This window comes from Ancylobacter oerskovii, from assembly GCF_018390555.1.
GTDB lineage: Bacteria > Pseudomonadota > Alphaproteobacteria > Rhizobiales > Xanthobacteraceae > Ancylobacter > Ancylobacter oerskovii.
In genome coordinates this window covers 455940-475994 of the sequence record NZ_JAHBGB010000002.1, presented here as the reverse complement: position 1 = coordinate 475994, position 20055 = coordinate 455940, and the positions used below count along the sequence as shown (strand labels likewise).

Annotated in this window: 19 protein-coding genes; 4 read left to right on the top strand and 15 right to left on the bottom strand. The window is 70.7% G+C overall.

The genetic code is table 11. The features are described 5' to 3' along the window. The first annotated feature begins 241 nt into the window (after nt 1–241). Nucleotides 242–781 carry a formaldehyde-activating enzyme gene (gene fae / locus KHC19_RS02450; protein WP_213350425.1) on the top strand — a complete coding sequence of 180 codons (540 nt, stop codon included), beginning with the start codon at nt 242–244 and terminating at the stop codon, nt 779–781. Between the two features lie 6 nt (nt 782–787). Here fae and KHC19_RS02445 read toward each other — a convergent pair whose 3' ends face one another. Next, nucleotides 788–2179, bottom strand: coding sequence for a sensor domain-containing diguanylate cyclase (locus KHC19_RS02445; RefSeq protein ID WP_213350424.1), 1392 nt, complete (start codon nt 2177–2179; stop codon nt 788–790). A 106-nt stretch (nt 2180–2285) separates the two neighbouring features. After that, nucleotides 2286–4931, bottom strand: a complete 2646-nt coding sequence (pepN, locus tag KHC19_RS02440; RefSeq protein ID WP_213350423.1) for an aminopeptidase N — start codon at nt 4929–4931, stop codon at nt 2286–2288. A gap of 196 nt (nt 4932–5127) precedes the next feature. On the opposite strand from pepN, the gene KHC19_RS02435 reads away from it, so the two are divergent. Next, nucleotides 5128–6369, top strand: a complete 1242-nt coding sequence (locus tag KHC19_RS02435) for an acyltransferase family protein (RefSeq protein ID WP_281418520.1) — start codon at nt 5128–5130, stop codon at nt 6367–6369. 4 nt (nt 6370–6373) lie between these two features. On the opposite strand, the gene folB is transcribed toward KHC19_RS02435, so the two are convergent. From folB to KHC19_RS02420, 3 genes are read right to left on the bottom strand one after another with little or no spacing between them, the layout of a single operon-like run. Then, the gene (gene folB, locus KHC19_RS02430; RefSeq protein WP_213350421.1) at nt 6374–6739 is read right to left on the bottom strand and encodes a dihydroneopterin aldolase; all 366 of its coding nucleotides are present in this window, start codon (nt 6737–6739) and stop codon (nt 6374–6376) included. 27 nt (nt 6740–6766) lie between these two features. Beyond that, nucleotides 6767–7810 (bottom strand): hydantoinase/oxoprolinase family protein, encoded by a 1044-nt coding sequence (locus KHC19_RS02425; RefSeq protein ID WP_213350420.1) that lies wholly within the window; start codon nt 7808–7810, stop codon nt 6767–6769. Next, a complete protein-coding gene (locus tag KHC19_RS02420; RefSeq protein ID WP_213350419.1) occupies nt 7807–8772 on the bottom strand; it encodes an ATP-grasp domain-containing protein in 966 nt (321 codons plus the stop codon). The genes KHC19_RS02425 and KHC19_RS02420 overlap by 4 nt, the downstream gene beginning before the upstream one ends. A gap of 28 nt (nt 8773–8800) precedes the next feature. Here KHC19_RS02420 and KHC19_RS02415 point away from each other — a divergent pair, with 28 nt between their 5' ends. Beyond that, a complete protein-coding gene (locus KHC19_RS02415) occupies nt 8801–9472 on the top strand; it encodes a HisA/HisF-related TIM barrel protein (protein ID WP_213350418.1) in 672 nt (223 codons plus the stop codon). Here the strand turns inward: KHC19_RS02415 and KHC19_RS02410 are convergent. Genes KHC19_RS02410 through KHC19_RS02395 form a run of 4 tightly spaced genes read right to left on the bottom strand, consistent with a single transcriptional unit; the run spans nt 9462 to nt 13342 of the window. Further along, nucleotides 9462–10283: a triphosphoribosyl-dephospho-CoA synthase gene (locus tag KHC19_RS02410; protein WP_213350417.1), complete on the bottom strand. Its 822-nt coding sequence runs from the start codon at nt 10281–10283 to the stop codon at nt 9462–9464. The two genes, KHC19_RS02415 and KHC19_RS02410, sit on opposite strands and share 11 nt — an antisense overlap. After that, nucleotides 10280–11401 (bottom strand): ATP-grasp domain-containing protein, encoded by a 1122-nt coding sequence (locus KHC19_RS02405; RefSeq protein ID WP_213350416.1) that lies wholly within the window; start codon nt 11399–11401, stop codon nt 10280–10282. Before KHC19_RS02405 ends, KHC19_RS02410 begins: the two co-directional genes overlap by 4 nt. A gap of 6 nt (nt 11402–11407) precedes the next feature. Next, nucleotides 11408–12304: an NAD(P)-dependent methylenetetrahydromethanopterin dehydrogenase gene (locus tag KHC19_RS02400; RefSeq protein ID WP_213350415.1), complete on the bottom strand. Its 897-nt coding sequence runs from the start codon at nt 12302–12304 to the stop codon at nt 11408–11410. A 21-nt stretch (nt 12305–12325) separates the two neighbouring features. Next, entirely contained in the window at nt 12326–13342 is a 1017-nt protein-coding gene (locus tag KHC19_RS02395; RefSeq protein ID WP_213350414.1) for a beta-ribofuranosylaminobenzene 5'-phosphate synthase family protein, read from the bottom strand. Between the two features lie 220 nt (nt 13343–13562). Here KHC19_RS02395 and KHC19_RS02390 point away from each other — a divergent pair, with 220 nt between their 5' ends. Beyond that, a complete protein-coding gene (locus KHC19_RS02390) occupies nt 13563–13775 on the top strand; it encodes a DUF1059 domain-containing protein (RefSeq protein WP_213350413.1) in 213 nt (70 codons plus the stop codon). Nucleotides 13776–13838: 63 nt separating this feature from the next. Here the strand turns inward: KHC19_RS02390 and mgtE are convergent, their stop codons facing one another. The 6 genes from mgtE to KHC19_RS02360 form a co-directional block, all read right to left on the bottom strand. Further along, nucleotides 13839–15242, bottom strand: coding sequence for a magnesium transporter (gene mgtE, locus KHC19_RS02385; protein WP_213350412.1), 1404 nt, complete (start codon nt 15240–15242; stop codon nt 13839–13841). Between the two features lie 551 nt (nt 15243–15793). Beyond that, nucleotides 15794–16528, bottom strand: coding sequence for a (5-formylfuran-3-yl)methyl phosphate synthase (locus KHC19_RS02380; RefSeq protein ID WP_213350411.1), 735 nt, complete (start codon nt 16526–16528; stop codon nt 15794–15796). Between the two features lie 25 nt (nt 16529–16553). Next, on the bottom strand, nt 16554–17147 hold the full coding sequence (locus tag KHC19_RS02375; RefSeq protein ID WP_213350410.1) for a DUF447 domain-containing protein: 594 nt from the start codon (nt 17145–17147) through the stop codon (nt 16554–16556). Then, entirely contained in the window at nt 17144–18616 is a 1473-nt protein-coding gene (locus KHC19_RS02370) for a DUF6513 domain-containing protein (RefSeq protein ID WP_213350409.1), read from the bottom strand. Before KHC19_RS02370 ends, KHC19_RS02375 begins: the two co-directional genes overlap by 4 nt. After that, entirely contained in the window at nt 18609–19199 is a 591-nt protein-coding gene (locus KHC19_RS02365) for a flavoprotein (RefSeq protein WP_213350408.1), read from the bottom strand. Before KHC19_RS02365 ends, KHC19_RS02370 begins: the two co-directional genes overlap by 8 nt. Continuing rightward, a complete protein-coding gene (locus tag KHC19_RS02360; RefSeq protein WP_213350407.1) occupies nt 19196–19795 on the bottom strand; it encodes an amino acid kinase family protein in 600 nt (199 codons plus the stop codon). Before KHC19_RS02360 ends, KHC19_RS02365 begins: the two co-directional genes overlap by 4 nt. Nucleotides 19796–20055: the final 260 nt, after the last annotated feature.

Genomic DNA, 20055 nt, shown 5'->3' with positions numbered 1-20055 from the left:
GATCCCAGACCCGGCGGGACCATCCCTGCCCGCCGAATCACCGTTGATTTGAATCGAAACGGGCCCCCCCTGTCCAGAGTCCCGGAGAGTCAAGTTAATGATTCAGCAACTTTAAGGGGTGGGAGCTGCGGCAAATCGAGTCGCGCCAGACAGTTACGCCGGGACAGCGCATCAGCCGCATGGACGATGATCCGAGCGGGATGCTATGGCCGCATCAGTCAGGATCCAGAGGGACAGATCAATGACCGACATTTGGTTTCGCACCGGAGAAGCGACGGTTCTCGCCGCCGACGGACAGTTCACCGACGCCATGCCGGAGATCCTCATCGGCTCGGTCCGGGGCCCGGCGGGTCAGGCCTTCGCGTCGATGATGGGGCAGGCGGCGGGCCATACCCGCATGTTCGTCATCCGCGACCTCAACCAGATGGTGCGCCCGGCGACCATGATGACCTCCAAGGTCACTATCCCCTCGGCCGCCTATGTGGAGCTCCTGGGCGGCGTGGTGCAGGCGGCGATCGGCGACGCCATCGTCGATTGCCTGGCCGAGGGCATCCTGCCGAAGGATGAGGCCGACGAGCTGTGCATGATCGTCATGGTGTGGCTCGACCCGCGCTGCCCGGAAGATCCGAACCTCGACCAGAAGGATCTCTACCGGACCAATTACGAGGCGATGAAGATCGCCATCGAGCGTGCGCTCACCGGCAAGCCGACCGCGGACGAGCTGATCGCCAACCGCAAGAGCGTCAAGCATTACGCGCTCGACGGCGTGGTGGAGTACTGAGGGAACTCAGTCGGCGGGCGCGATGTCGACATCGACGTCGCGCCCGATGAGGCCGATCTCGAAGCGGCCGTCCTCCAGCTGGCTGGCGACGGCGATGTGATCGCGCCCGGCCGCCTTGGCGGCATACAGGGCGCGGTCGGCGATCTGCACCAACTGGTAGGGCGTGCGCAGCCGGCGCGGCTGGCCGAAGCGGAACAGGGTCAGGCCGGTGCAGATGGTGACCCGGCCGAACGGGCTGCCGCGATGCGGCACGGCGAGCCGGTCCACCGCCTCGGCCATGCGGCGGGCGATCGCGACCGCCTCGGGGGCGTCGATATCGACGAAGATGGCGGCAAATTCCTCGCCGCCATAGCGGGTGACGATGTCGCGGGAGGGGCGCCCCACCTGCTGCAACGCCTCGGCGACCTGGCGCAGGCAGTCGTCGCCGGCCTGGTGCCCGTACAGATCGTTGAACGACTTGAAGTAATCGACATCGATCATGGCGAGCGCGATGCTCGGGCGCTCGCGCTTGGTGCGGCGGAACTCGCGCTCGAGGCATTTGTCGAACTTGCGGCGGTTCGGCAGCTCGGTGAGGCTGTCGATCTCCGCCAGCAGGCGCAGCCGGCGATTGGCGACGATGAGGTCGTGCTCGAGGGCCCGGCGCTGGCGGATGGTCGCCTCCAGCTCCCGCTCGACCTGCTTCTGGCGGGTGATGTCGATGCTGGTGGCCAGCATGCGGGCCGGGCGGCCTTCCGGCGTGTGGGCGATGACCTTGCCGCGGCTGAGGATGAACCGCCAGTCGCCATCCTTGTGGCGCAGCCGATAGGTGGCCTCGAAATCGCTGCGGGTGCCGGCGAGGATCGGCGCCATCGCCGCCTGCACGACCCGGCGGTCGGACGGGTGCACGATGCGCCAGGGCTCGTCCTGATCGGCAAGCTCCTCGGTCGTGTAGCCCAGGGCGCGCTTCCACTGCTGCGAGCGCCAGACACGGTTCTCGACGATGTCGAAGTCCCAGACCCACTGGCCGGCGCTTTCCAGCGCGAAGCTCGACCGCTCGGCGGCACGCTGCAGGGCCTCATGCGCCTCGGTCGAGGCGGTGATGTCGGCAAGGGCCAGCGACACGCCGCCCTCGAAGCGCGTCGCCGACAGGCGCAGGACCTGCCGGATGCCGGCGCGATCGACCGCGAGATCGATCTCGCCGGAGGACGGGGGGCCGGCGACCAGGCCGGCGAGAAAGTCGCCGGCGCCGGGCAGGCATTCGTCCAGCGCTTGTCCCACGAGGGGCGCGGTTGCGGCGGCAAGGTCTTGGAAGCGCTGGTTGCAGGCGAGGACCCGCAGCCGGTCGTCGAGGGTGCAGAGGCCTATCGGGGCGCATTCATAGGCCGGCCCGGCGAGGGTCCCGAAGGGAGGGTCGAACACATCGGATGTCCTCTCGCCCATGATGGCCGATGGCCTTCCTTGCCGCGCTGCCCGAAGCCTAGCACGATCGCGCCCCGTCGTATGGTGGAAGTTCGGCGGGGGCTCCTCAGGCCAGCGAGCGGGTGACGATGTCGGAGACGTCCGGCGACAGGCCGGCCGTGCCGGCGATGCGCCGCAGGGCCGCCTCCGCCTTGCCGCGACGCCCCTCCTCGAGCACCCGCCAGCTCTTGAGGGCGCCGAGCAGGCGAGCCGCGAGCTGCGGATTCGAGCCGTCGAGCCCAAGCACAGTGTCGGCGAGGAAGTCGTAGCCGGCGCCGTCGGCGCGGTTGAACTGCGTCGGATTGCCGGTGGCGAAGCTGCCGATCAGCGCCCGCACCCGGTTGGGGTTGCGCAGGGAGAAGGCCGGGTGGCCGGTGAGCTCCCTGACCCGATCGAGCGTGCCCGGCTCGGGGATCTGCGACTGGATGCCGAACCATTTGTCGAGCACCAGCGGGTCGTCGCGGAAGCGCTCGTAGAAGTCGGCGAGCACCTCGGCGCGCTGCCCCGGCGCATGGTGGCAGAGCGTCATCAGCGACTGCAGGCGATCGGTCATGTTGTCGGCGGCGCGGTAGAGGCCGAGGGCGCGGGCGACGCCCTCGCCGGCCCCGGCTTCCGCCAGCAGGCTGAGGCAGGTGTTGCGCAGCGTGCGCCGGCCGGCCGAGGCGGCGTCCGGGGAATAGGGGCCGGGGGCGGCGAAGCGCTCGAAGGCGCCGGCCAGCGGCTCGGCGAGCGCGGTGCCGACGGCACGGCGCAGGGTGGCGCGCGCGGCATAGACCGCGTCGGGATCGACATCGCGGCCGATCTCGCGGGCGATGTCGCTTTCCGACGGCACGGTGAGGACCTGGCCGACGAAGGCCGGATCGAGCGCCGGATCGGCGAGGCTCGCGCCCATGGCGGCGATCAGCGCCGCCGGCTCCGGCAGGTTGCGGCCGGAGCGCACCGCCTGCGTCGCCTCGATGAGATAGCCGAGGGCGAGGGTCTGTACCGCCTCGAAGCGGTTGAACGGGTCGCGGTCGTGGCGGGCGAGGAAGACGAGGTCGTCGCTCGACAGGTTGCTGGCGAGCCGCACCGGCGCCGCGAAGCCGCGGTTGAGCGAGGGCACCGGACGCTCGGCCACGTCGCGGAACACGAAGCTGTGGCGGGGGGCGTCGACGGTGAGCACGCCGCCCGCCGGCGAGGTGCCGTCGGCGAGGGTGAGGGGGAGGTCCTCGCCGGACGGTCCGACGAGGCCCAGGGCGAGCGGGATCACCATGGGCTGCTTGTCCGGCTGGCCGGGCGTCGGCGGCACGGACTGCTCGACATCGAGGCGATAGCTGCGCTCGGCCGGGTTCCACTCGCCGGTGATGGCGAGCTGCGGCGTGCCGGACTGGGCGTACCACAGCGCGAACTGGGCGAGATCGGTGCCGGTGGCATCGGCGAAGCAGGCGAGGAAGTCCTCGATGGTCGCCGCCTGCCCGTCATGGCGCTCGAAATAGAGGTCCATGCCGTTGCGGAAGCCTTCCGACCCCAGCAGGGTCTTCAGCATCCGCACCACCTCGGCGCCCTTCTCGTAGACGGTGGCGGTGTAGAAGTTGTTGATCTCGCGATAGGTGGCCGGTCGCACCGGATGCGCCAGCGGGCCGGCATCCTCGGTGAACTGGTAGGCCTTCAGCAGCCGCACGTCGATGATGCGCTTCACCGGGCGCGAGCGCTGGTCGGCGGAGAATTCCTGGTCTCGGAAGACGGTGAGCCCTTCCTTCAGGCACAGCTGGAACCAGTCGCGGCAGGTGATGCGGTTGCCGGTCCAGTTGTGGAAATATTCGTGGGCGATGATGCCCTCGATGCTCGCATAGTCGTTGTCGGTGGCGGTCTCCGGGCTGGCGAGCACGTATTTGTCGTTGAAGATGTTGAGGCCCTTGTTCTCCATCGCGCCCATGTTGAAATCGGCCACGGCGACGATGTTGAACACGTCGAGATCGTATTCGCAGCCGAAGGCCTCTTCGTCCCAGCGCATGGAGCGCTTCAGCGCGTCCATCGCGTAGCCGGCGCGCGCCGCCTTGCCGGGCTCGACATAGATGCCGAGCTCGACGTCGCGCCCGGTGGCGGTGACGAAGCGGTCGCCCACGCGGTCAAGCCGGCCCCCGACCAGCGCGAACAGATAGCAGGGCTTCGGCCACGGATCGTGCCACACCGCGAAATGGCGGGTGGTGCCGGGCAGCTCGCCTTCCTCGACCTTGTTGCCGTTGCCCAGCAGCACCGGCGCTTCCTCGCGCTCGGCCTCGATGCGGGTGGTGTAGACGGCGAGCACGTCCGGCCGGTCCGGGAAATAGGTGATGCGGCGGAATCCCTCGGCCTCGCACTGGGTGCAATAGGTGCCGCTGGAACGGTAGAGCCCCATCAGCTTGGTGTTGGCGGAGGGATCGAGCAGCGTCTCGATCTCCAGCGTGAGGGCGCGCTGGGGCGGGGCCAGCAGGGTGAGCGAGGAGGGCGTGACGCTGTAGGCGTTGCCGGCCAGCGTCTCGCCGTCGAGCGCCAGTGACTTCAACACCAGTTCGTCGCCGTCGAGCACGATGGGCGCGCCCTCGCGGCCGGCCGGGTTCGGCCGCATGCCGAGCCGGGCGCGGATGACCGTGGCGGTCGGATGGAGGCCGATGTCGAGATCGACGGTATCCACCAGCCAGTCCGGCGGCCGGTAATCCACGAGACGGATGGGCTTCGGATCGGCATCACGCATCGTCGCTCACTCCCGCATGCACGAGGATCAAGCTGTAGAACGTCGGGCCGGCGTTCGGAAGTCCCTTCGCATCGGGAGCGCACGTAATCGAAAACGGAACTCTCGCCACATTGTCCCGTTAGTGATTCGGGGGAGTGCCGACAGTCATGCGCCTGTTCATGCCTGACGGCAGGATGGTACCTGAGAGGTTAGCGACATGAATTCTGCCGCGACGGGCGAAAGATTCGAGGTTCTCGACTCCTGGCGCGGCGTATGCGCTATCATGGTAGTCATCTATCATTTCATTTTCATCGTCGATACGCCGTTTTTGCAGAATGAATTTATTTTGAATTCATATCTGTTTGTCGATTTTTTCTTTGTGCTGTCGGGCTTCGTCGTCTGCCACGCCTATCGCGACAGGATCCGCGACCGGCGGCAGTTCACCGGCTTCCTGCTGCGGCGCATCGGCCGGCTGTGGCCGCTGCACCTCGCCATCCTGTTCGCGATGATGCTGGGCGTGATGGCGATCAACGTGATCGGCTATCATCCCGAGCGGCTGCTGATCGACGCCAAGAGCGGCAATTATTCGCTGCGGGCGCTGCTGCTCAACGCCTTCCTGCTCAATTCGATGGGGTTCTACGGCTCGGCGTGGAACGGGCCGGCCTGGAGCATCGGCGCCGAGTTCTACACCTATTTCCTGTTCGCCCTGGTGGTGCTGACGGCGCGCCGGAAACTGCTGCTGGTGTCGTCGGCGCTGGCCGTGGGGGCGGTGGCGATCATCGTCGTCTTCGCGCCGGCCTATATGAATTCCACCGCCGATTTCGGTTACATACGCTGCATTGCCGGCTTCTTCACCGGGGTGGGCGCCTATCATCTGCATGCGGCGCTGCGCCACCGCCGGCTGCCCTTCGCCACCCCGCTGGAGCTGGCCTCCCTGGCACTGGCGGCGGCGTTCATCGTCGCCGCCGGCCGCGGTCCCGACAAGGCGCATGTGCTGAGCGTGCTGGCACCGCTGGCTTTCGCGCTGCCGATCCTCGTTTTCGCACGGGAGGGCGGGCTGGCCTCGCGGCTCATGCGGCTCGACCCTCTTCAGGCGCTCGGCCGCTGGTCGTTCTCCATCTACCTCATCCACATGCCGGTGCTGGTGCTGGCGGTGAGCTACGGGCTCTGGCTGCATGGCGACCTCGCCGGCATCGATCTGCGCCGCGAGGTGATCGTGGACGGGGTCGCCAAGCAGCTCTACGACGTCGGCCCGGTGGGCGCCGGGGTCCTGCTGGTTCTCGTGGTGGCGCTGGTGGTGGCGCTGGCGGCGCTGAGCTTCCGCCTCGTCGAGGTGCCGTGGCGCGACCGCTTCGCGCGGCTGGCGCGGGTGCAGGAGAAGCCGCTGCGCCTGCTGCCGTCGGCCCGGATGGCCCCGCGCTACGGCGCCCCGGTGCCGGTGCGCGTCAAGCGCCGCTGACCGTTCAGTCGCGCTGGCGGACGATCTCGACCCCGACGTCGCGCAGCACGCCGGGGATCGGGGCGTTCGGCTTGTGCACTTCGACCCGCACGCGCTCGACGCGGGCATAGCGGCGCAGGATCTCGGCGGCGATGGCCTCGGCGAAGGCCTCGATGATGTGGAAGCGGTGCCCCGCCGAAACGGCGTGCACGGTCTCGAACACCTTCTCGTAGCCGACGGTTTCCGCATAATCGTCGTGCTGGGCGGCCGGATGGGCGTCGAGCCACCAGTCGACATCGATCACGAAGCGCTGGCCGAGGCGCGCCTCTTCCTCATAGAGACCGTGATAGGCGTGCAGCTCGATGCCGCGCAGGAAGATACGGTCGGACATGAAGGCGCTCCCGGTCATTATGTCGGTTCATTCCGCCGCGAGGGCGGCGGACAGCAGTCCCACCGCCACCGCCGGCGCGCAATCGGCCGCCGGGCCGGCGAGCGAGGCATCGTCGGTCAGCACGTCGGCGAGATCGAGATAGGCGGCGCCGCGCCGCTCGGCGAGCTGGCGCGACAGGAAGCGGCCGATGCCGGCGCCGACCACCAGGCCGACATCCTCCTCCTGCGCCGAGGCGACCGTGTCCAGCGCCGTGGCGAGCCGGTGCAATTGCTGCTGGCCCAGATGATAGGCGAGGCGGCGCGCGCGGCCCCGGTTCGCCGCGGTGAGGTCTTCCCCCACCATCCGCAGCAGCCGGCGGGCGCTGGCCTCGGCGGTCTTCTCGCCGCCATCGGCGGCCGGGTGCAGGTCGGCTTCGTCGGGCAGGAGGTCGAGCACGTGGTAGATGTCGGCGGAGGTGGCGTAGAGCTCGGCCATCAGCGGCACGAGGCGGCCGGCGAAGGGCACGCGCTCGGCGAGCGCCATCACCGGCGTGCGCACGATGCCGGTATAGAGCAGCTCGCCATGGCCGAGGCGCTCGGCGTCGCTGAAGCCGCGCGCCGCGACCCGGCCCTCGCCGAAGGCGATGAGATCGGCGGTGGTGGAGCCGATATCGACCAGCACGCCGGCCGGCAGCAGATGCGCCAGCACCGCCGCGGTGGCGTACCAGTTCGCCGAGCCGATGGTGGCGGAATGGGCGGCGGCCTGCTCGGCCGGCACGAAGCCTTCCGGGCCCGCGAACAGCGCCAGCGGCGCGCTCCCGAGCTCCTCGATCAGCACGGCGGCGGTACCGACCACGCCGGCATGCCTGTCCGGCCAGAGATCGGCGCCCTCGGCGGTCATGGTGACGGCGGAGGTGGCGCTCGCCGGGAATTCCGCCCGCAGCCGGCGCACGGCTTCCGCGAGATGGTGCGCGCCCTTCCAGACCGGGCACGGGGCGATGCGTACCGCCGCGAGGCGGCCATCCTCGCCGAAGGCGGCCAGCTTCACATGGGCGCCGCCAATGTCCCAGCCCAAACGTGTAATCGTCGTCACACAAGCACCTCGACCGGAACAGGCGGGGGAAGATGCGGCAGCTTCGGCACCACGCCGTCGCGCACCAGATCGGCGACGAAGGCGAGGGGGTTGATGCCGAGCGACCGCCGCAGGCCGGCATAGGAGGTGGTCAGCCGCGGATTGACCTCGACCACCACCGGCCCGTCCGGCGTCGCCAGATAATCGACGCCGACGAGGCCGTGCAAGCCCGGAAGTGCGGCGAGGATCGCCTGCGCCAGCCCGGCCTCGACCTCGCCCGGCGGCCGGATGCCGACGGTGACGCCATGGAAGCCGAAGCGTCCGTCGGCAAGCGTCACATGCTGGCGGTTGATGCCGAGCACCTCCGCGCGACCGGACTGGCAGAGCAGGGTGAGGCTTTCGGCCGCGCCCGCCACATGAGGCTGGACCACCATGCCCGGGCCGGCGGCCGCGGCGTCCTCGCGCGACGGGCACAGGCGGATGCCGAGGCTGCCGGCGCCGTCATCGGGCTTGACCACCAGCGGGCCGGCCGCGTGCGGCGGAATGGCGCCGGGCTGCCAGCAGGGCACGACGGGGACGCCGGCGGCGGCAAAGCGGGCCGCGGTGGCCTGCTTGCTGGCGCCGATGCGCAACGCCTCCTCATCCGACGCGACGACGCGGCGGCAGCGCTGGCGCAGCCGGGCGACCACCGCCTCCATCGCGCCGTCGGTTTCCGGGGCGATCGGCCAGGCGAGATCCGCCCCGGCGGCTAGCTCGGCCCAGATCGCCCCGGCGTCGTCGCCGGCGGCCACCGGCCGGCTGTCGCCGCGGAGGGGCGGCGGCAGGCGGTCGTCATGGGTGGTGAGGACGCGGATGCCGGGCAGGTCCTCGAGATCGCCGACCAGCGTGTCGCGCATCAGCGCGCCCTCGGCGGCGAGCGAGGGCGAAAGCGCCTCGCGCCGGAGCCCGCCTCCGGTTACAAACTCGCACACCAGAACCCGCATCGAACCCTTCACGGCGGAGCCATTTCGCGTGGAACTTATACCGGTGATCGACCTGATGGGAGGCGTCGTCGTGCATGCGCGGCGCGGCGATCGTGCGAATTATCGTCCCATCGCCTCCCGCCTCTGCGAGGGCGCCGCGCCGGACGACATCGCGCGGGCGCTGCGGGCGCTGGCGCCGTTCCGCACGCTCTATGTCGCCGATCTCGACGCCATCGCCGGCCGGGAGCCGCACCGGGCGGAGCTGGGCGGGCTCGCCGGGCATTTCGCGCGGCTGTGGGTGGATGCCGGGGAGGCGCGGCTTGCCGGGCCGGGCCTGCACCGGGTGCTCGGCACCGAATCGATGGCGGATGCGGAAGGCGGGCTGGCGGCGCTGCGCGAGGGGCCGGCGGTGCTCTCGCTCGACCACGGCCCGGAAGGCCGGCGCGGGCCGGCCGAGCTGCATGAGCGGGCCGATCTGTGGCCCGGCGAGGTGATCGTGATGACGCTCGCCCGCGTCGGCGGCGATGCTGGCCCCGATTACGACCGCCTGCGGGGCGTTCTGGCGCGGGCGGGCGGGCGCCGGGTCTATGCCGCCGGCGGGGTGCGCGATGCGGCGGACCTGCGCCGGCTCGCGGAGATCGGCGTCGCCGGGGTGCTGCTGGCGAGCGCGCTGCATGACGGGCGGCTCGGCGCGGAAGATCTCGCCGCGTTCATGGGCTGAGGGCGGCGGCGAACAGGCTGGCGACCGTCAGGTCGGCGCTGGTGCCGGGATTGAGGCCGCGCGCCTTCAGGCCGGCGTCGAAGGCGGCGAGCGGGGGATGGCGCCGGGCGGCCGGGGCGTGCCAGTCGATGCCGGCGACGAGTTGCCGCGCCTCTTCCTGTACCGCCTCGGCGGCGGCGCGGCCGAACTTGCGGCCGATATGGCTGTCCGGGAAGGCGCAGAGGAAGGCGAGATAGGCGGCCTCGGTGCGCGCCTGCGGCTCGGCGCCGGCGAGCTGGTGCAGCCGGGCGACGCCGATGTCGAAGACGTCCGCGAAACCGCTCGTATATTGCCGGGCGATGCGGTCGTCGCCGGCGGCGAGCTGCATCGCCTCGACGAGGCCGATGGTGGCGGGAGCCGCGACGTCATGCTCGGTGCGGCGCCCGAGCCCGCCGGGATTGGCGGCGGCGATGGCGCGGAACACGGCGGCGGCGTCCTGCCTGTCGAGCGCCGCCAGCGTCTCGACCAGCGCGGCGCGCAAGGGCCGGGGCCGCTCGGCGGCGGCCGCCAGCGGCGCGCAGAGCAGCAGGATGCCGAGATTGGTGTTGAGGCCGGTGACGCCGAGCGAGGCGGCGACCGCGGTCTCGATCCGCGTGCCGACGCGCTCGTCCGGCCGGGCGATGGCGGGGGCCGCGGCGCGCGCCGCCGCCTCGAAATGCGCGACCTCCATGCCGTGGCCGGCCGCGAAGCGGTGGACGTTGCCGGGCTTGAGCGCATCGAGTTCGGCGAGGCAGGAGCGAAGGAAAGCGTCGGCGATGTCGATCGTCGTCATGGCGTCTCTCCCGCTGCGCCTTGCATCTCGTGCCACAGCGCGTCCATGCGCAGCAGCATCACGCCGCGTGCCTCCTCGGCATCGCGTCCCTCGCCGAAGACGGTGCAGACCGGCTCGCCGCGATGCAGGCGCGTGCCGGGGGCGGGGCGGTCGGCGGCATGCGGCGGCAGATGGGCGAGGCGCATGTCGAAGGTGATCGGCGCATAGAAGATGCCGGCGGCACGTGCGCCGACCTCCGGGCCGGGGCGCAGCGGCACGAGGTCGGGCAGGCGGCCCGCACAGGCGTCGAGATGCAGGCGAAGTAGCGGGGGCAGCGGGGGGCGGTCGAACAGGTCGAGCGTCGCGCCGGGGCGCGGATTGAGCTCGATCAGGCTCCAGCCCTCACGCGACAGGATGAGGTCGGCGCTGGCGAGCCCGACAAGGCCGGTGGCCTCGGCAAGCCGGCCCAGCGCCCGAGTGACCTCTGCCTCGACCGCCGGCTCTAGCGCGATGGGGCCGGCGGCGCCGCCATAGCGAAAGGGCGAGGCGGCATCCGGCGCGCACCATTGCTCGGAGAAGGCGACAAGGCGGATGTCGCGCCCATTGGCGAGGAACAGCGCCGAGGCGGAACCGCCCTCGATCCGCTCCTGCAGATAGTGGCCGGGGCCGCGCGTCCGGCGCGCCGGGTGGACATGGCCGCCGCCGGACGCGCCGATGGCCTTCTCCAGCGTCTCGACGCCGAGCGGTGCCTCCTCGGCGAAGACGCGGGGATGCGGAATGCCGAGGGCGGACAGGAGATCGCTGAAGACGAACGGATCCTTCAGCCGCCGCACTACCGCGCCGTCATTGCCGGCCAGCCGGCCGCGCGCGGCCAGTCGGTCGACCAGATCCGGCATCGCCTCGAAGCCCGATCCCAGCACCAGCGGGCAGGATCCGTCGACATGGGTATCGAGCTGGAGGAGCAGGTCGTCGGCATCGATGGCGAAGCCGGCGCGGCGGCGCAGCGTCACCAGGGTGGCCGCGAGTTCGCGTGTGTCGGCGTCGCCGAACAGATCGAACACCAGCGGCTCCAGGCCGGCACGCCGCGCCGCCGCCGCCAGGGCGCGGGCGGAAAGCGCGGCCACCGCGATCGCGGGCATGCGCCTTCAGACGGCGAGCGAGCGGGCGAGGTCGAAGGCGACCTCGACGCCGATGTCGAGCGGCCCCTCGGCGACCCGCATGCGCTTCAGAAGCTCGTGCTGCACCTGATATTTGAGCTGGCCGATGGTGAGGGCGCCGATGCCGCGGGCACCGCCCGGCAGCGCGGTGCCGTTCGCCATCGCGTCGATGCCGTCAATGCCGGCGGGCGGCACCGCGTTGATGTCGGCGGCGACCTGCAGGGCGGAGGCGGCGGCCAGCGCATCGGCGGAAAGAATTTCGACGCCGGCCTTGCCGCAGGCGAGCACCACCTCCGCCTCCGGGAGCAGGGCGCGCTTGTCCTCCTCGCTGCGGGCGGCGGCGCAGGCGAGCGAGACGCTGAAGCGCCCGGCGAAATCGCGGGCCTTGGCCTCGACGCTTTCGATGTCGCGATGGCTGACCAGCGTCACGTCGGCGCCGGCGCGGGCGGCCAGCACGCCGGCAATGCCGCCGACCACCCCGGTCGCGCCATAGACCTGCACCCTGGCGCCTTCCAGCCCTTGCGGGCGGCTGGCGCGCAGATGACGTTCCACTTCCGCCACCATGGCGGCCGCGGTGGTGAAGGAGCCCGCCGGATCGACGAAGATCGAGATCTGGAACGGCGGGAACAGCACCTCCCGCGCGCGGTCGGCCATGTCGAGCGCCAGCGCCGCGTCCTTGCCGCCGATGAACAGCCCGGTGCGCGGCGCGCCGGCCGGGGGACGCGAGAACATCATGTCCTGGACCAGGCCGCCGATCTCCTCCAGCGCCACCTGGCCATAGGGCAGGATGGTCGCATAGCCGGCATCCACCGCCATGTTGACGTCGAAGGGGCTGATGTGGCGCAGGGGCGAGACGATGTGCAGGATCGGCGCGTGCTCGTCCATTCGATGGTTCTCCCGGGAATGTCAGTCCATGCCGAGCCAGTCGGTGCGGGCACCGGTGTTGCGGCCGCGCGCCACCACGAAGGACAGGTTCGGCCGATCGGCGAAGCGCTCGCGCAGCAGGCTCGCGAGCCGGTCGGCGGCGTCGGGCGAGCCGAGAATGGCGAAGCCGGTCGGGCCCCAGGAGCTCTGGCCGACGCCGGCGGCGCCCTCGGCGGCGGCGAGCTGCATCGCCGCCTCGACATCCCGACTGGTGTAGCGCCCGCCCTGTGCGCGGGCATAGTGATCCCCGAGCCGGGCCTGGATCTCGCCGATGGCGGCGCCGAAGGCCGCGCAATCGCGCTCGATCAGCGCGGGCAGCGCCTTCATCAGCGTCAGGCGGCAGAAATGCCCGGCCAGCGCCTCGTCGAAGGGGGGCAGCGTGTTCATCGCCGTCACCTCCTCGCTGCCGCTCAGCCCCTGCGACTTGTCGTCGAAGGCGAGCAGGAGCCGCCAATCCGCCGGAAAGGGGTGGCGGGCGAGAATGGGAGGCGGGTCGTCGCGGCCGGAGGCCTTGCCGCCGTCGAGCAGCACGCCTCCTTCCGCGAAGGCCCCCATGCCGATGCCCGAGCGGGCACCGCGGTCGAGCGCCGCGGTGAGGACGCGGGCGTCCAGCGGGTGGCCGCGCAGCGTCGCCACCGCCGAGCCGGCGGCCAGCGCCAGCTGCGTGCCCGAGCCGAGGCCGGCATGCGGCGGCAGCGCCCGTTCCACCGTGATCGCCACGCGCGGGTCGAGATCGAACTGCGTCGCCACCCGTTCGACGGCGGCGCGGGCGCGGGCGGCATCCGGCCCGGTGGCGGCGAGCACCTCCGCCGGCTCCATCCTCAGCGACAGTGTCGGCTGGTCGAGCGTGAGGCCGAGGCTGCCGAAGCGGCGGCCGAGACTGCCGGAGAGATCGAGGAAGCCGAGATGCAGCCGCGCCGGCGCGACGACGCGAACCCCGTTCGCTTGGGTCGGCCGGCGGGGGCGGGCGATGGACTGGGTATTTTCGTTCACGGGCATTTCCTCGCCGCCATGGTAGAGCCCGGCCGCCACAAGGGGCAACCGGGCCGCGACCATTTGCCGGTGGGCGGGGCGAATGCCGAAAGGGGCGACGCTGCGGCCTTCGTGATTTGCCGGGCCCCGCCGGCGGGCGTAGCGTTCCGACCGGCGCCGCCATGCGGTGGAAGCCGACCGCATGAGGGAGTGTTGCCCGGGCGGCGCCCTGACAAGGGAGGCGCATATGGGACGCTATTTCATCGATTGCCGGGAAATGCCCAGCGACAAGAAGTGCACGCTGGCAATGGCCGCCGACAGCGAGGGCGAGCTGATGGAGGCGGCCGTGCAGCATGCGGTCGCCATGCACGGCCACAAGGACACGCCCGAGCTCCGCAGCGAGATGAAGAAGGCCATCCACCGCGGCACGCCGCCGGCCGCGGCGCCGCGCGCGGCCTGACGGCACGCCGCAAGGCCGGCCCTCCCGCCGCTGCGTTGCGAGAGCGGGAGGGCCGGCCCGGGCCTAGAGCAGCGTGCCGTGCAGGATGGCCAGCGCGACGCTGAAATAGATGACGAGGCCGGTGACGTCGATGAAGGTGGCGACGAACGGGGCCGAGGCGCTCGCGGGATCGAAGCCGGCGCGCCTGAGCACGAAGGGCAGCATCGAGCCGATCAGCGAGCCGAAGGTGACGATGGCCACCAGCGCCGAGCCGACGGTGAGGGCCACCAGCACCCAGTGCTCGCCATAATCATGGAAGCCGGCAAGCTGCCAGATGGCGATGCGCGTCATGCCCAGCGTGCCGAGAATCGAGCCGAGCACAAGGCCGGAGGGCAGTTCGCGCAAGGCGACCCGCCACCAGTCGCCGAGCTTGATCTCGTGCAACGCCAGCGCCCGGATGATCAGCGAGGTGGCCTGCGACCCGGAATTGCCGCCCGAGCTCATGATCAGCGGGATGAACAGCGTGAGCACGATGGCGCGCTCCAGCTCGTCCTCGAAATGCTGCATGGCGCTGGCGGTGAGCATCTCGCCGAGGAAGAGGATGGAGAGCCAGCCGGCCCGCTTCTTCAGCATGTCGAGGAAGCCGATCTCCATATAGGGCTCATCCAGCGCTTCCATGCCGCCGAATTTCTGCGCGTCCTCGGTGCCTTCCTCGATGATGGCGTCGATCATGTCGTCGACGGTGACGATGCCGAGCACCTGCTCGTTGGCATCGACGACCGGTACGGCGAGCAGGTCGTATTTGGAGATGAGGCGCGCCACTTCCTCCCGGTCCATCAGCGGATCGACGGTGATGGGGTCGTGGGCGGGCGCGCAGGTGAGGATCGGCTGCTGCGGCTCGCCGGAGATGAGCCGGCGCAGCGTCACCGCCTGCAGCAATTTGTGGGTGGCGGGATCGAGCACATAGATGGCGTAGATGGTCTCGCGCGTGCGCTCGATGGCGCGGATGTGGCGCAGCGTGTCGCCGATCGTCCAGCTGGAGGGGACGGAGACGAATTCGGTGGTCATCAGGCTGCCGGCGGTGTGCTCCGGCCAGGAGAGCAGCCGATTGAGCTCGGCCTGCGTCGCCGCCGGGAGGCGGGCGAACAGGTGCGAGCGGGCCGGCTCCTCCATCCAGCGGAACAGGTCGGCGGCACGGTCGGCGGAGAGCTCGGAGATGAGGCGCACGGCCTCCTCGACCGGCAGCGCCTCGATGAGGTCGCCGGAGAGGTCGAAATCGGGCAGGTCGAGGATCTCGATCTGCTTGTCGCGGGGCAGGCTGGCCAGCACCGCCGAGGCAACCTCCGGCTCCTCCTCGTCGAGGGCCTCGGCGATGTCGGCGGGATGTTCCTCGGCGAGTTCGGCGGCAAGGGCGGCGGCGTCGACGAATTCGTCGTCGCGACGGGGATCGTCGCGACGGTCTTCGGCCGTGTTGCGGATATCGTCCATCTCGGCTCACTTTCCGTCGTCCGTCCCGGGAGGGCGGCGCGGGTGAGCCGAGCGCTCAGGTCATGCCTGCGAGCGGCTCACAAACGCCGGCCGCCACGGGCCGGACAATCGACTGTCACTGTCGCTGGGCATGGGTTGAATCTTGAAGGTTGTGGAGAGCATTGCATCGATGATGCACTGCATCATGACGATGTCAGTGAACCCGGCCCGTGCATCTGTCAAGCCTCATCGCTTGGAGAGGCGGACGGCGGGGCGGCGAGGGTTCGATCACCCGTTCCGATAGGGGGCGCGGGGCTTGCGGCCGGCACGGCGAACGGGCATGCCGGCCGGGGATCAGATCACCAGCCAGACCAGTAGGAGCAGCACGACCGCGAGGGACGCAAAGCCCCCGAAGGAGCGGCTGCCGCTGGTTTCGTCCTGTTCGGACTGCATCGAAATACTCCGCAATTTATTTCGATTTTTTATATTGACGTGACGGTAACTCTATCCCGCTGCGGAGTCCAGATCGATGGAGGGTTTTCGGCCGCCTGGCCTCGGCGGCGGTCTTCGCCTCAGCCGAGCGCGCGAACCAGGACCCGCGCCTGGGCGAGGCGCACCGGGTCGAAGCGGCCGGTGCGCCCCTCGACGCAGAGCGCGCCGCGGAAGCCGAGATAATCGGCGCCGATGCCGCCGAGCGCGGGGATGTCGTCGAGGGTGAGCGAGCCGGCGAGGCCGGTCATGAGGCCGTTGCGGCGGGCCTCCTCGACGAACTGGCCGAGGGTGAGCGGGTCGAGATGGGCGGTGAGCGGCCCGGCCTTCTTGTCGGCGGTATCGAGCATGATGCCGTAGAAGCCGGCGGCGCCGGCCTCGGCAACCAGCGAGAAATCCGGGTCCTGATCGGCGAACAGCACGCCGACGAGGCGGGTTCTCGCCGCCAGCGGCGCCAATGCAGCGATGCAGGCGCCGGCATGCGGGCTGGCGAACAGCCCGGCCTTGACGATCGGCACGCCGGTGGCGGCGACGCGGGCACAGGCGCTGGCAAGGATCGCCGGCACCATGGGCTGGTCGCCGGCGGTGGCGCTGAGCGCCGGGCGCCCCTCGCCGCAGGCGTTCCACAGCATCACCGCGGCTTCCAGCGCGTCCGTGCTCCAAGCGCCGAGCGCGCCGAAGGCCGGCTGCTTGAGATCGACGATGTCGGCGCCGCCGGCGATGGCGGCGCGCATTTCTGCGAGGTCGGCGACGCTGGCGAGCAGGCCCGGCGCCGAGCCGGGAGCGACCGGGCGCAGATGCGAGACGTGGCGGCTCATGAGCCTCGGTTCCATGGCGCGCCCCTCATGAGACCGTTGGGTCCGGGGAGGAGCGGTCGTCGCGCTGGCGACGATGGGCGGCGACCGCCTCCACCATCCACTCCCAGGCCTCCTGCTCCTCCGGTCCGGCGGTCTTCTCGACGGCGATGGCGAGATAGGCCATCTCGGCATCCACCTTGTCGTCGGGAAGGATATGAAGGCGGCTGACCAGCACCGCCGCCTCCAGCACCGCCGCCTTGGCGCGGTTCATGCCGAGGAAACGGTGATGCCCCTCGCTGTGATAGGTCTTGCAGAAGATGCGCGGGCGCTGCGGATGATCCTCGACCTTCTCGACGGTGATCTCGTCATGAGAGAGCGCGCCGACGAGGCGCGGGCAATCGATATGGGTCGCCTTCTGCGTCTCGACCGGCACGCGCTTGCCGAGCACGCAAGCGGCGATGAGGCGCACATCGTCGGTGAAGTTGATGACGCCGATCTGGGTGTCGACGAGATTGTCGAGCGTGCGCGAAGGCCGGAAGGGCTGCAGCAGATAGCCGCCCTCGATCACCGTCGCGCCCATGGGGGCGATGTGGCGCTCGCCGGAGCGCGAACGGGTGGTGACGATGGTTTCGCGGATCATGGTTCGCTCTTATCGGGCTTCGCCGGCGGCGTCGAGCTTGCCAGCGTCGAACCCGCCTTGTCGAAAGTCAAACGGTGCGGGTCGGCGTTTCCGTCCTCCGCGCGGCCGTCGCCGCGGCCGGCGACGCCCCATTTGAGCGCCTCGTCCTGCGCGTAGCGCTTGCCGAGGCGGAAGGCGATCTCGGCGCGGGCGGTTTCCACGCCGAGATAGAAGGCATGGGCCGCGTCGCCCTCCACCCCGAGGGAGGGGAAGAAGGCGAACGGGTCGGCGCCGATGTGGTGGCCGTCGCGGTTGAAGACGTGCACGCCGTCCTCGCCGACCATGATGCGGTAGTTGCGGTCGCGCACCTCGCCGGCAAGGTCGGCGATCTCCGCCGGGCTCGCCGGCCAGGGCCGCCGGTCGCGCAGCGCCATCAGCCCGCCGCCGAAGCCTTGCGGCAGCGCCCCGGCCTCGCGGGCGGCGAAGAATTCGCGCCGCGCGCGGTCGAATTCCTTCACCGCCGTGCGGCAATGCGGGCTGACCTGCACCGCCAGCACGGCGTTCAGCCTCAGTTCCGAGATCACCCCCATCAGGATGGCGTTGATGCCGGTGGTGTCGGCGTCGGTGAGCTCGGTGACGTTGCCGATGCCCATCAGGATCCCGATGTCCGGGTAGCGCCGGCGCAGTTCGGCATAGCGCTCCAGCGAGGCGGTGAAGCCGTAATGGATCGGCTCCAGGATCGGGTCGGCGAGGAAGGCCCGGCCCTTGGCGCGGCAGGCCTCGATGGCACGGACGAGGGAATCGAGATCGTGCGGCGGCGAGGGGACGAGCACCGGCGCGGCCGGGCCTTCGTCGACAATGTCGAGGGTCGCTTCGGTGAGGCTCAGCAGATAGTCGGCCCCGGCGCGGGTGGCGCGGGACAGTTCCTCCGGGTTGAAGCTGTCGACGCTGACCTTCAGCCCCTCGGCCCGCACCAGCGCGATCGCCTCTTCCAGATGCGGGAACGGGGTATCGGGCAGGCAGCCGAGATCGATCACCTCGGCGCCGTCGGCCGCCAGGCTTTTCGCGCGGGCGAGGAGGTCGGGAAGCGACAGCGCCGAGGCGTCGACGATCTCGGCGAAGATCGTCACGTCGTGGCGGGAGAGATCGGCGCGGGCGCGCGCCTTACCGAAATGCTCCGGCAGGTCGGCGAGCTCGTCGGGCCCGCGCTCGAAGGGCAGGCCGAAATGCCGCTCCAGCCGCGAGAGATCGCCGCGGAAGCGGCCGGGCATGACTACGCGGGCCGCACCCTCGGGGACCTTCAGCCGGCGCTCGACGATCTCGGCGGTCATCAGTGCCGCGACCTTGACGCCGACATTCACCACCACCGGATCGAGGGCCGGCGAGGCGATCTCGCCCGCCACCTTGGCGAGGCGCGGCTCGGCGAGCGAACCGGTGACCAGGGCGACCCGTTCCGCCCGGCCGGCAGGGTTTGCCGGCTCGTCAGCCATCGGAGGATACTCCGGCGGCAAGCTCCGCCTTGCGGGCGGCGATCGACTGCTCCAGCGCGCCGATGGTCTCTACCACCGTGCAATAGTCGAAGCGCGACAGGCGGTCGGTGTTCTCCAGGTCGATGGCGCGCGGATAGACCGGCACCGGCCCGCGCGGCGCCATGGTGATCATTTCCGGCGAGGTGTCGCAGGCGAAGACGATGCTCGGCACCCGGCACTTGCCGGCCTGGGCGAAGCAGTTGGTGACCAGCGAATCCGCGATGCCGTAGACGCATTTCGCCACGGTGTTGGCCGAGGCGGGCGAGACGACGAGCGTGTGGTAGCGCCCTTCATAGAAGCGGCCGACCGGCACCGCGGAGGCGGAGAGATCGTGATAGATGCGCAGATGTTCCGGCAGTTCCTGCCGGTACATGCGCAGCACCTCCTCCGCCGCCTTGGAGACGAACAGGTCGACCGGGTCGAGCGTGGCGATCAGCGCCAGCGACTCGACGAAGAAATGGCCGGAGCCGGTGAACGCCCAGGCCCAGCGGGCCGCCTCGCGCGGGCGGGGTGCGGTGTCGCGGCGGGTTCCGGCGTCGCTCATGCCGCACTCCGGTTGCAGGGGAAGGCGGCCAGCGCCTCCTCGACCGACAGCAGTTCGAGGCGGCCGGCATAGCGGGCGGCCAGCGTTGGGACGAACGGGTCGACGAGGCCGGCCGCGGCCCATTCCCCGGGCGCGGTGCCGTGGGATGGCGCGGACTTCACGAAGGCGAGCCGGCGGGCCCCGAGATGCAGCGCCAGCCACAGGGCGAGGCTGTCGGAGGTGACGTTCCAGCTCGCCGGGAGATCGGCGGCGCGGCCCATTTCCGCCGGCAGCCACAGGGCGGCACGGCCTGCCGCGTGGGCGCGGGCCATGGCGGCGGCGTCGGTGCAGGGAAGCAGGCGGGGCTCCAGGTCGCCCAGCGCCAGGGCGAAGCTCTCCATCGCGAGGATCGCCATGTGGTGGCAGGCGCGGTCGCTGAGCGAAAGCCGAGGCTGCAGATCGCGCACCGCATCGGCTAGCGGACCGCCGCCGGGCACCACCACCAGCGGCGCGCCGGTCTCTGCCAGGCGGGCCAGCAGCCCGGCAAGGCCGGGCGCGGCGGCGAGGCTGCCGCCGAGCTTGACGATGACCGCTTCCGGCAGAGGCGTCTGGTGCATGAGGTCACGTCCCGCGGCTCGCATCCCGCTTCATTGAGCACGGATGCGCCGCGATGCTTATGCGACAAAAGGTCGGACGGGAAAACCTTTTGGTTTCCGCGCCTTGCCATTCCGTGGCACTGGAGGCCGCGGCGGGCGCCGGAAACCCGTGTGGCGAGCCGAAACGGCGGCGGTGATCGGAGGGGGCCGGTAGCCGGACCGCCCTGGCGGGGGCGGTCCGGCATGAGGCCGCTGCGTCGGAACGCAGCACCTACCTGTCT

What these genes read in the sequence shown, in the direction of transcription:
- KHC19_RS02395 (WP_213350414.1), bottom strand. Translation starts at nt 13,342, where the DNA reads ATGCCCGTGAACGAAAATACCCAGTCCATCGCCCGCCCCCGCCGGCCG.
- KHC19_RS02365 (WP_213350408.1), bottom strand. Translation starts at nt 19,199, where the DNA reads ATGAGCGACGCCGGAACCCGCCGCGACACCGCACCCCGCCCGCGCGAG.
- KHC19_RS02420 (WP_213350419.1), bottom strand. Translation starts at nt 8,772, where the DNA reads ATGCGGGTTCTGGTGTGCGAGTTTGTAACCGGAGGCGGGCTCCGGCGC.
- KHC19_RS02435 (WP_281418520.1), top strand. Translation starts at nt 5,128, where the DNA reads ATGAATTCTGCCGCGACGGGCGAAAGATTCGAGGTTCTCGACTCCTGG.
- KHC19_RS02400 (WP_213350415.1), bottom strand. Translation starts at nt 12,304, where the DNA reads ATGGACGAGCACGCGCCGATCCTGCACATCGTCTCGCCCCTGCGCCAC.
- mgtE (WP_213350412.1), bottom strand. Translation starts at nt 15,242, where the DNA reads ATGGACGATATCCGCAACACGGCCGAAGACCGTCGCGACGATCCCCGT.
- KHC19_RS02360 (WP_213350407.1), bottom strand. Translation starts at nt 19,795, where the DNA reads ATGCACCAGACGCCTCTGCCGGAAGCGGTCATCGTCAAGCTCGGCGGC.
- folB (WP_213350421.1), bottom strand. Translation starts at nt 6,739, where the DNA reads ATGTCCGACCGTATCTTCCTGCGCGGCATCGAGCTGCACGCCTATCAC.
- KHC19_RS02380 (WP_213350411.1), bottom strand. Translation starts at nt 16,528, where the DNA reads ATGAGCCGCCACGTCTCGCATCTGCGCCCGGTCGCTCCCGGCTCGGCG.
- KHC19_RS02405 (WP_213350416.1), bottom strand. Translation starts at nt 11,401, where the DNA reads ATGCCCGCGATCGCGGTGGCCGCGCTTTCCGCCCGCGCCCTGGCGGCG.
- fae (WP_213350425.1), top strand. Translation starts at nt 242, where the DNA reads ATGACCGACATTTGGTTTCGCACCGGAGAAGCGACGGTTCTCGCCGCC.
- KHC19_RS02370 (WP_213350409.1), bottom strand. Translation starts at nt 18,616, where the DNA reads ATGGCTGACGAGCCGGCAAACCCTGCCGGCCGGGCGGAACGGGTCGCC.
- KHC19_RS02410 (WP_213350417.1), bottom strand. Translation starts at nt 10,283, where the DNA reads ATGACGACGATCGACATCGCCGACGCTTTCCTTCGCTCCTGCCTCGCC.
- KHC19_RS02390 (WP_213350413.1), top strand. Translation starts at nt 13,563, where the DNA reads ATGGGACGCTATTTCATCGATTGCCGGGAAATGCCCAGCGACAAGAAG.
- KHC19_RS02375 (WP_213350410.1), bottom strand. Translation starts at nt 17,147, where the DNA reads ATGATCCGCGAAACCATCGTCACCACCCGTTCGCGCTCCGGCGAGCGC.
- pepN (WP_213350423.1), bottom strand. Translation starts at nt 4,931, where the DNA reads ATGCGTGATGCCGATCCGAAGCCCATCCGTCTCGTGGATTACCGGCCG.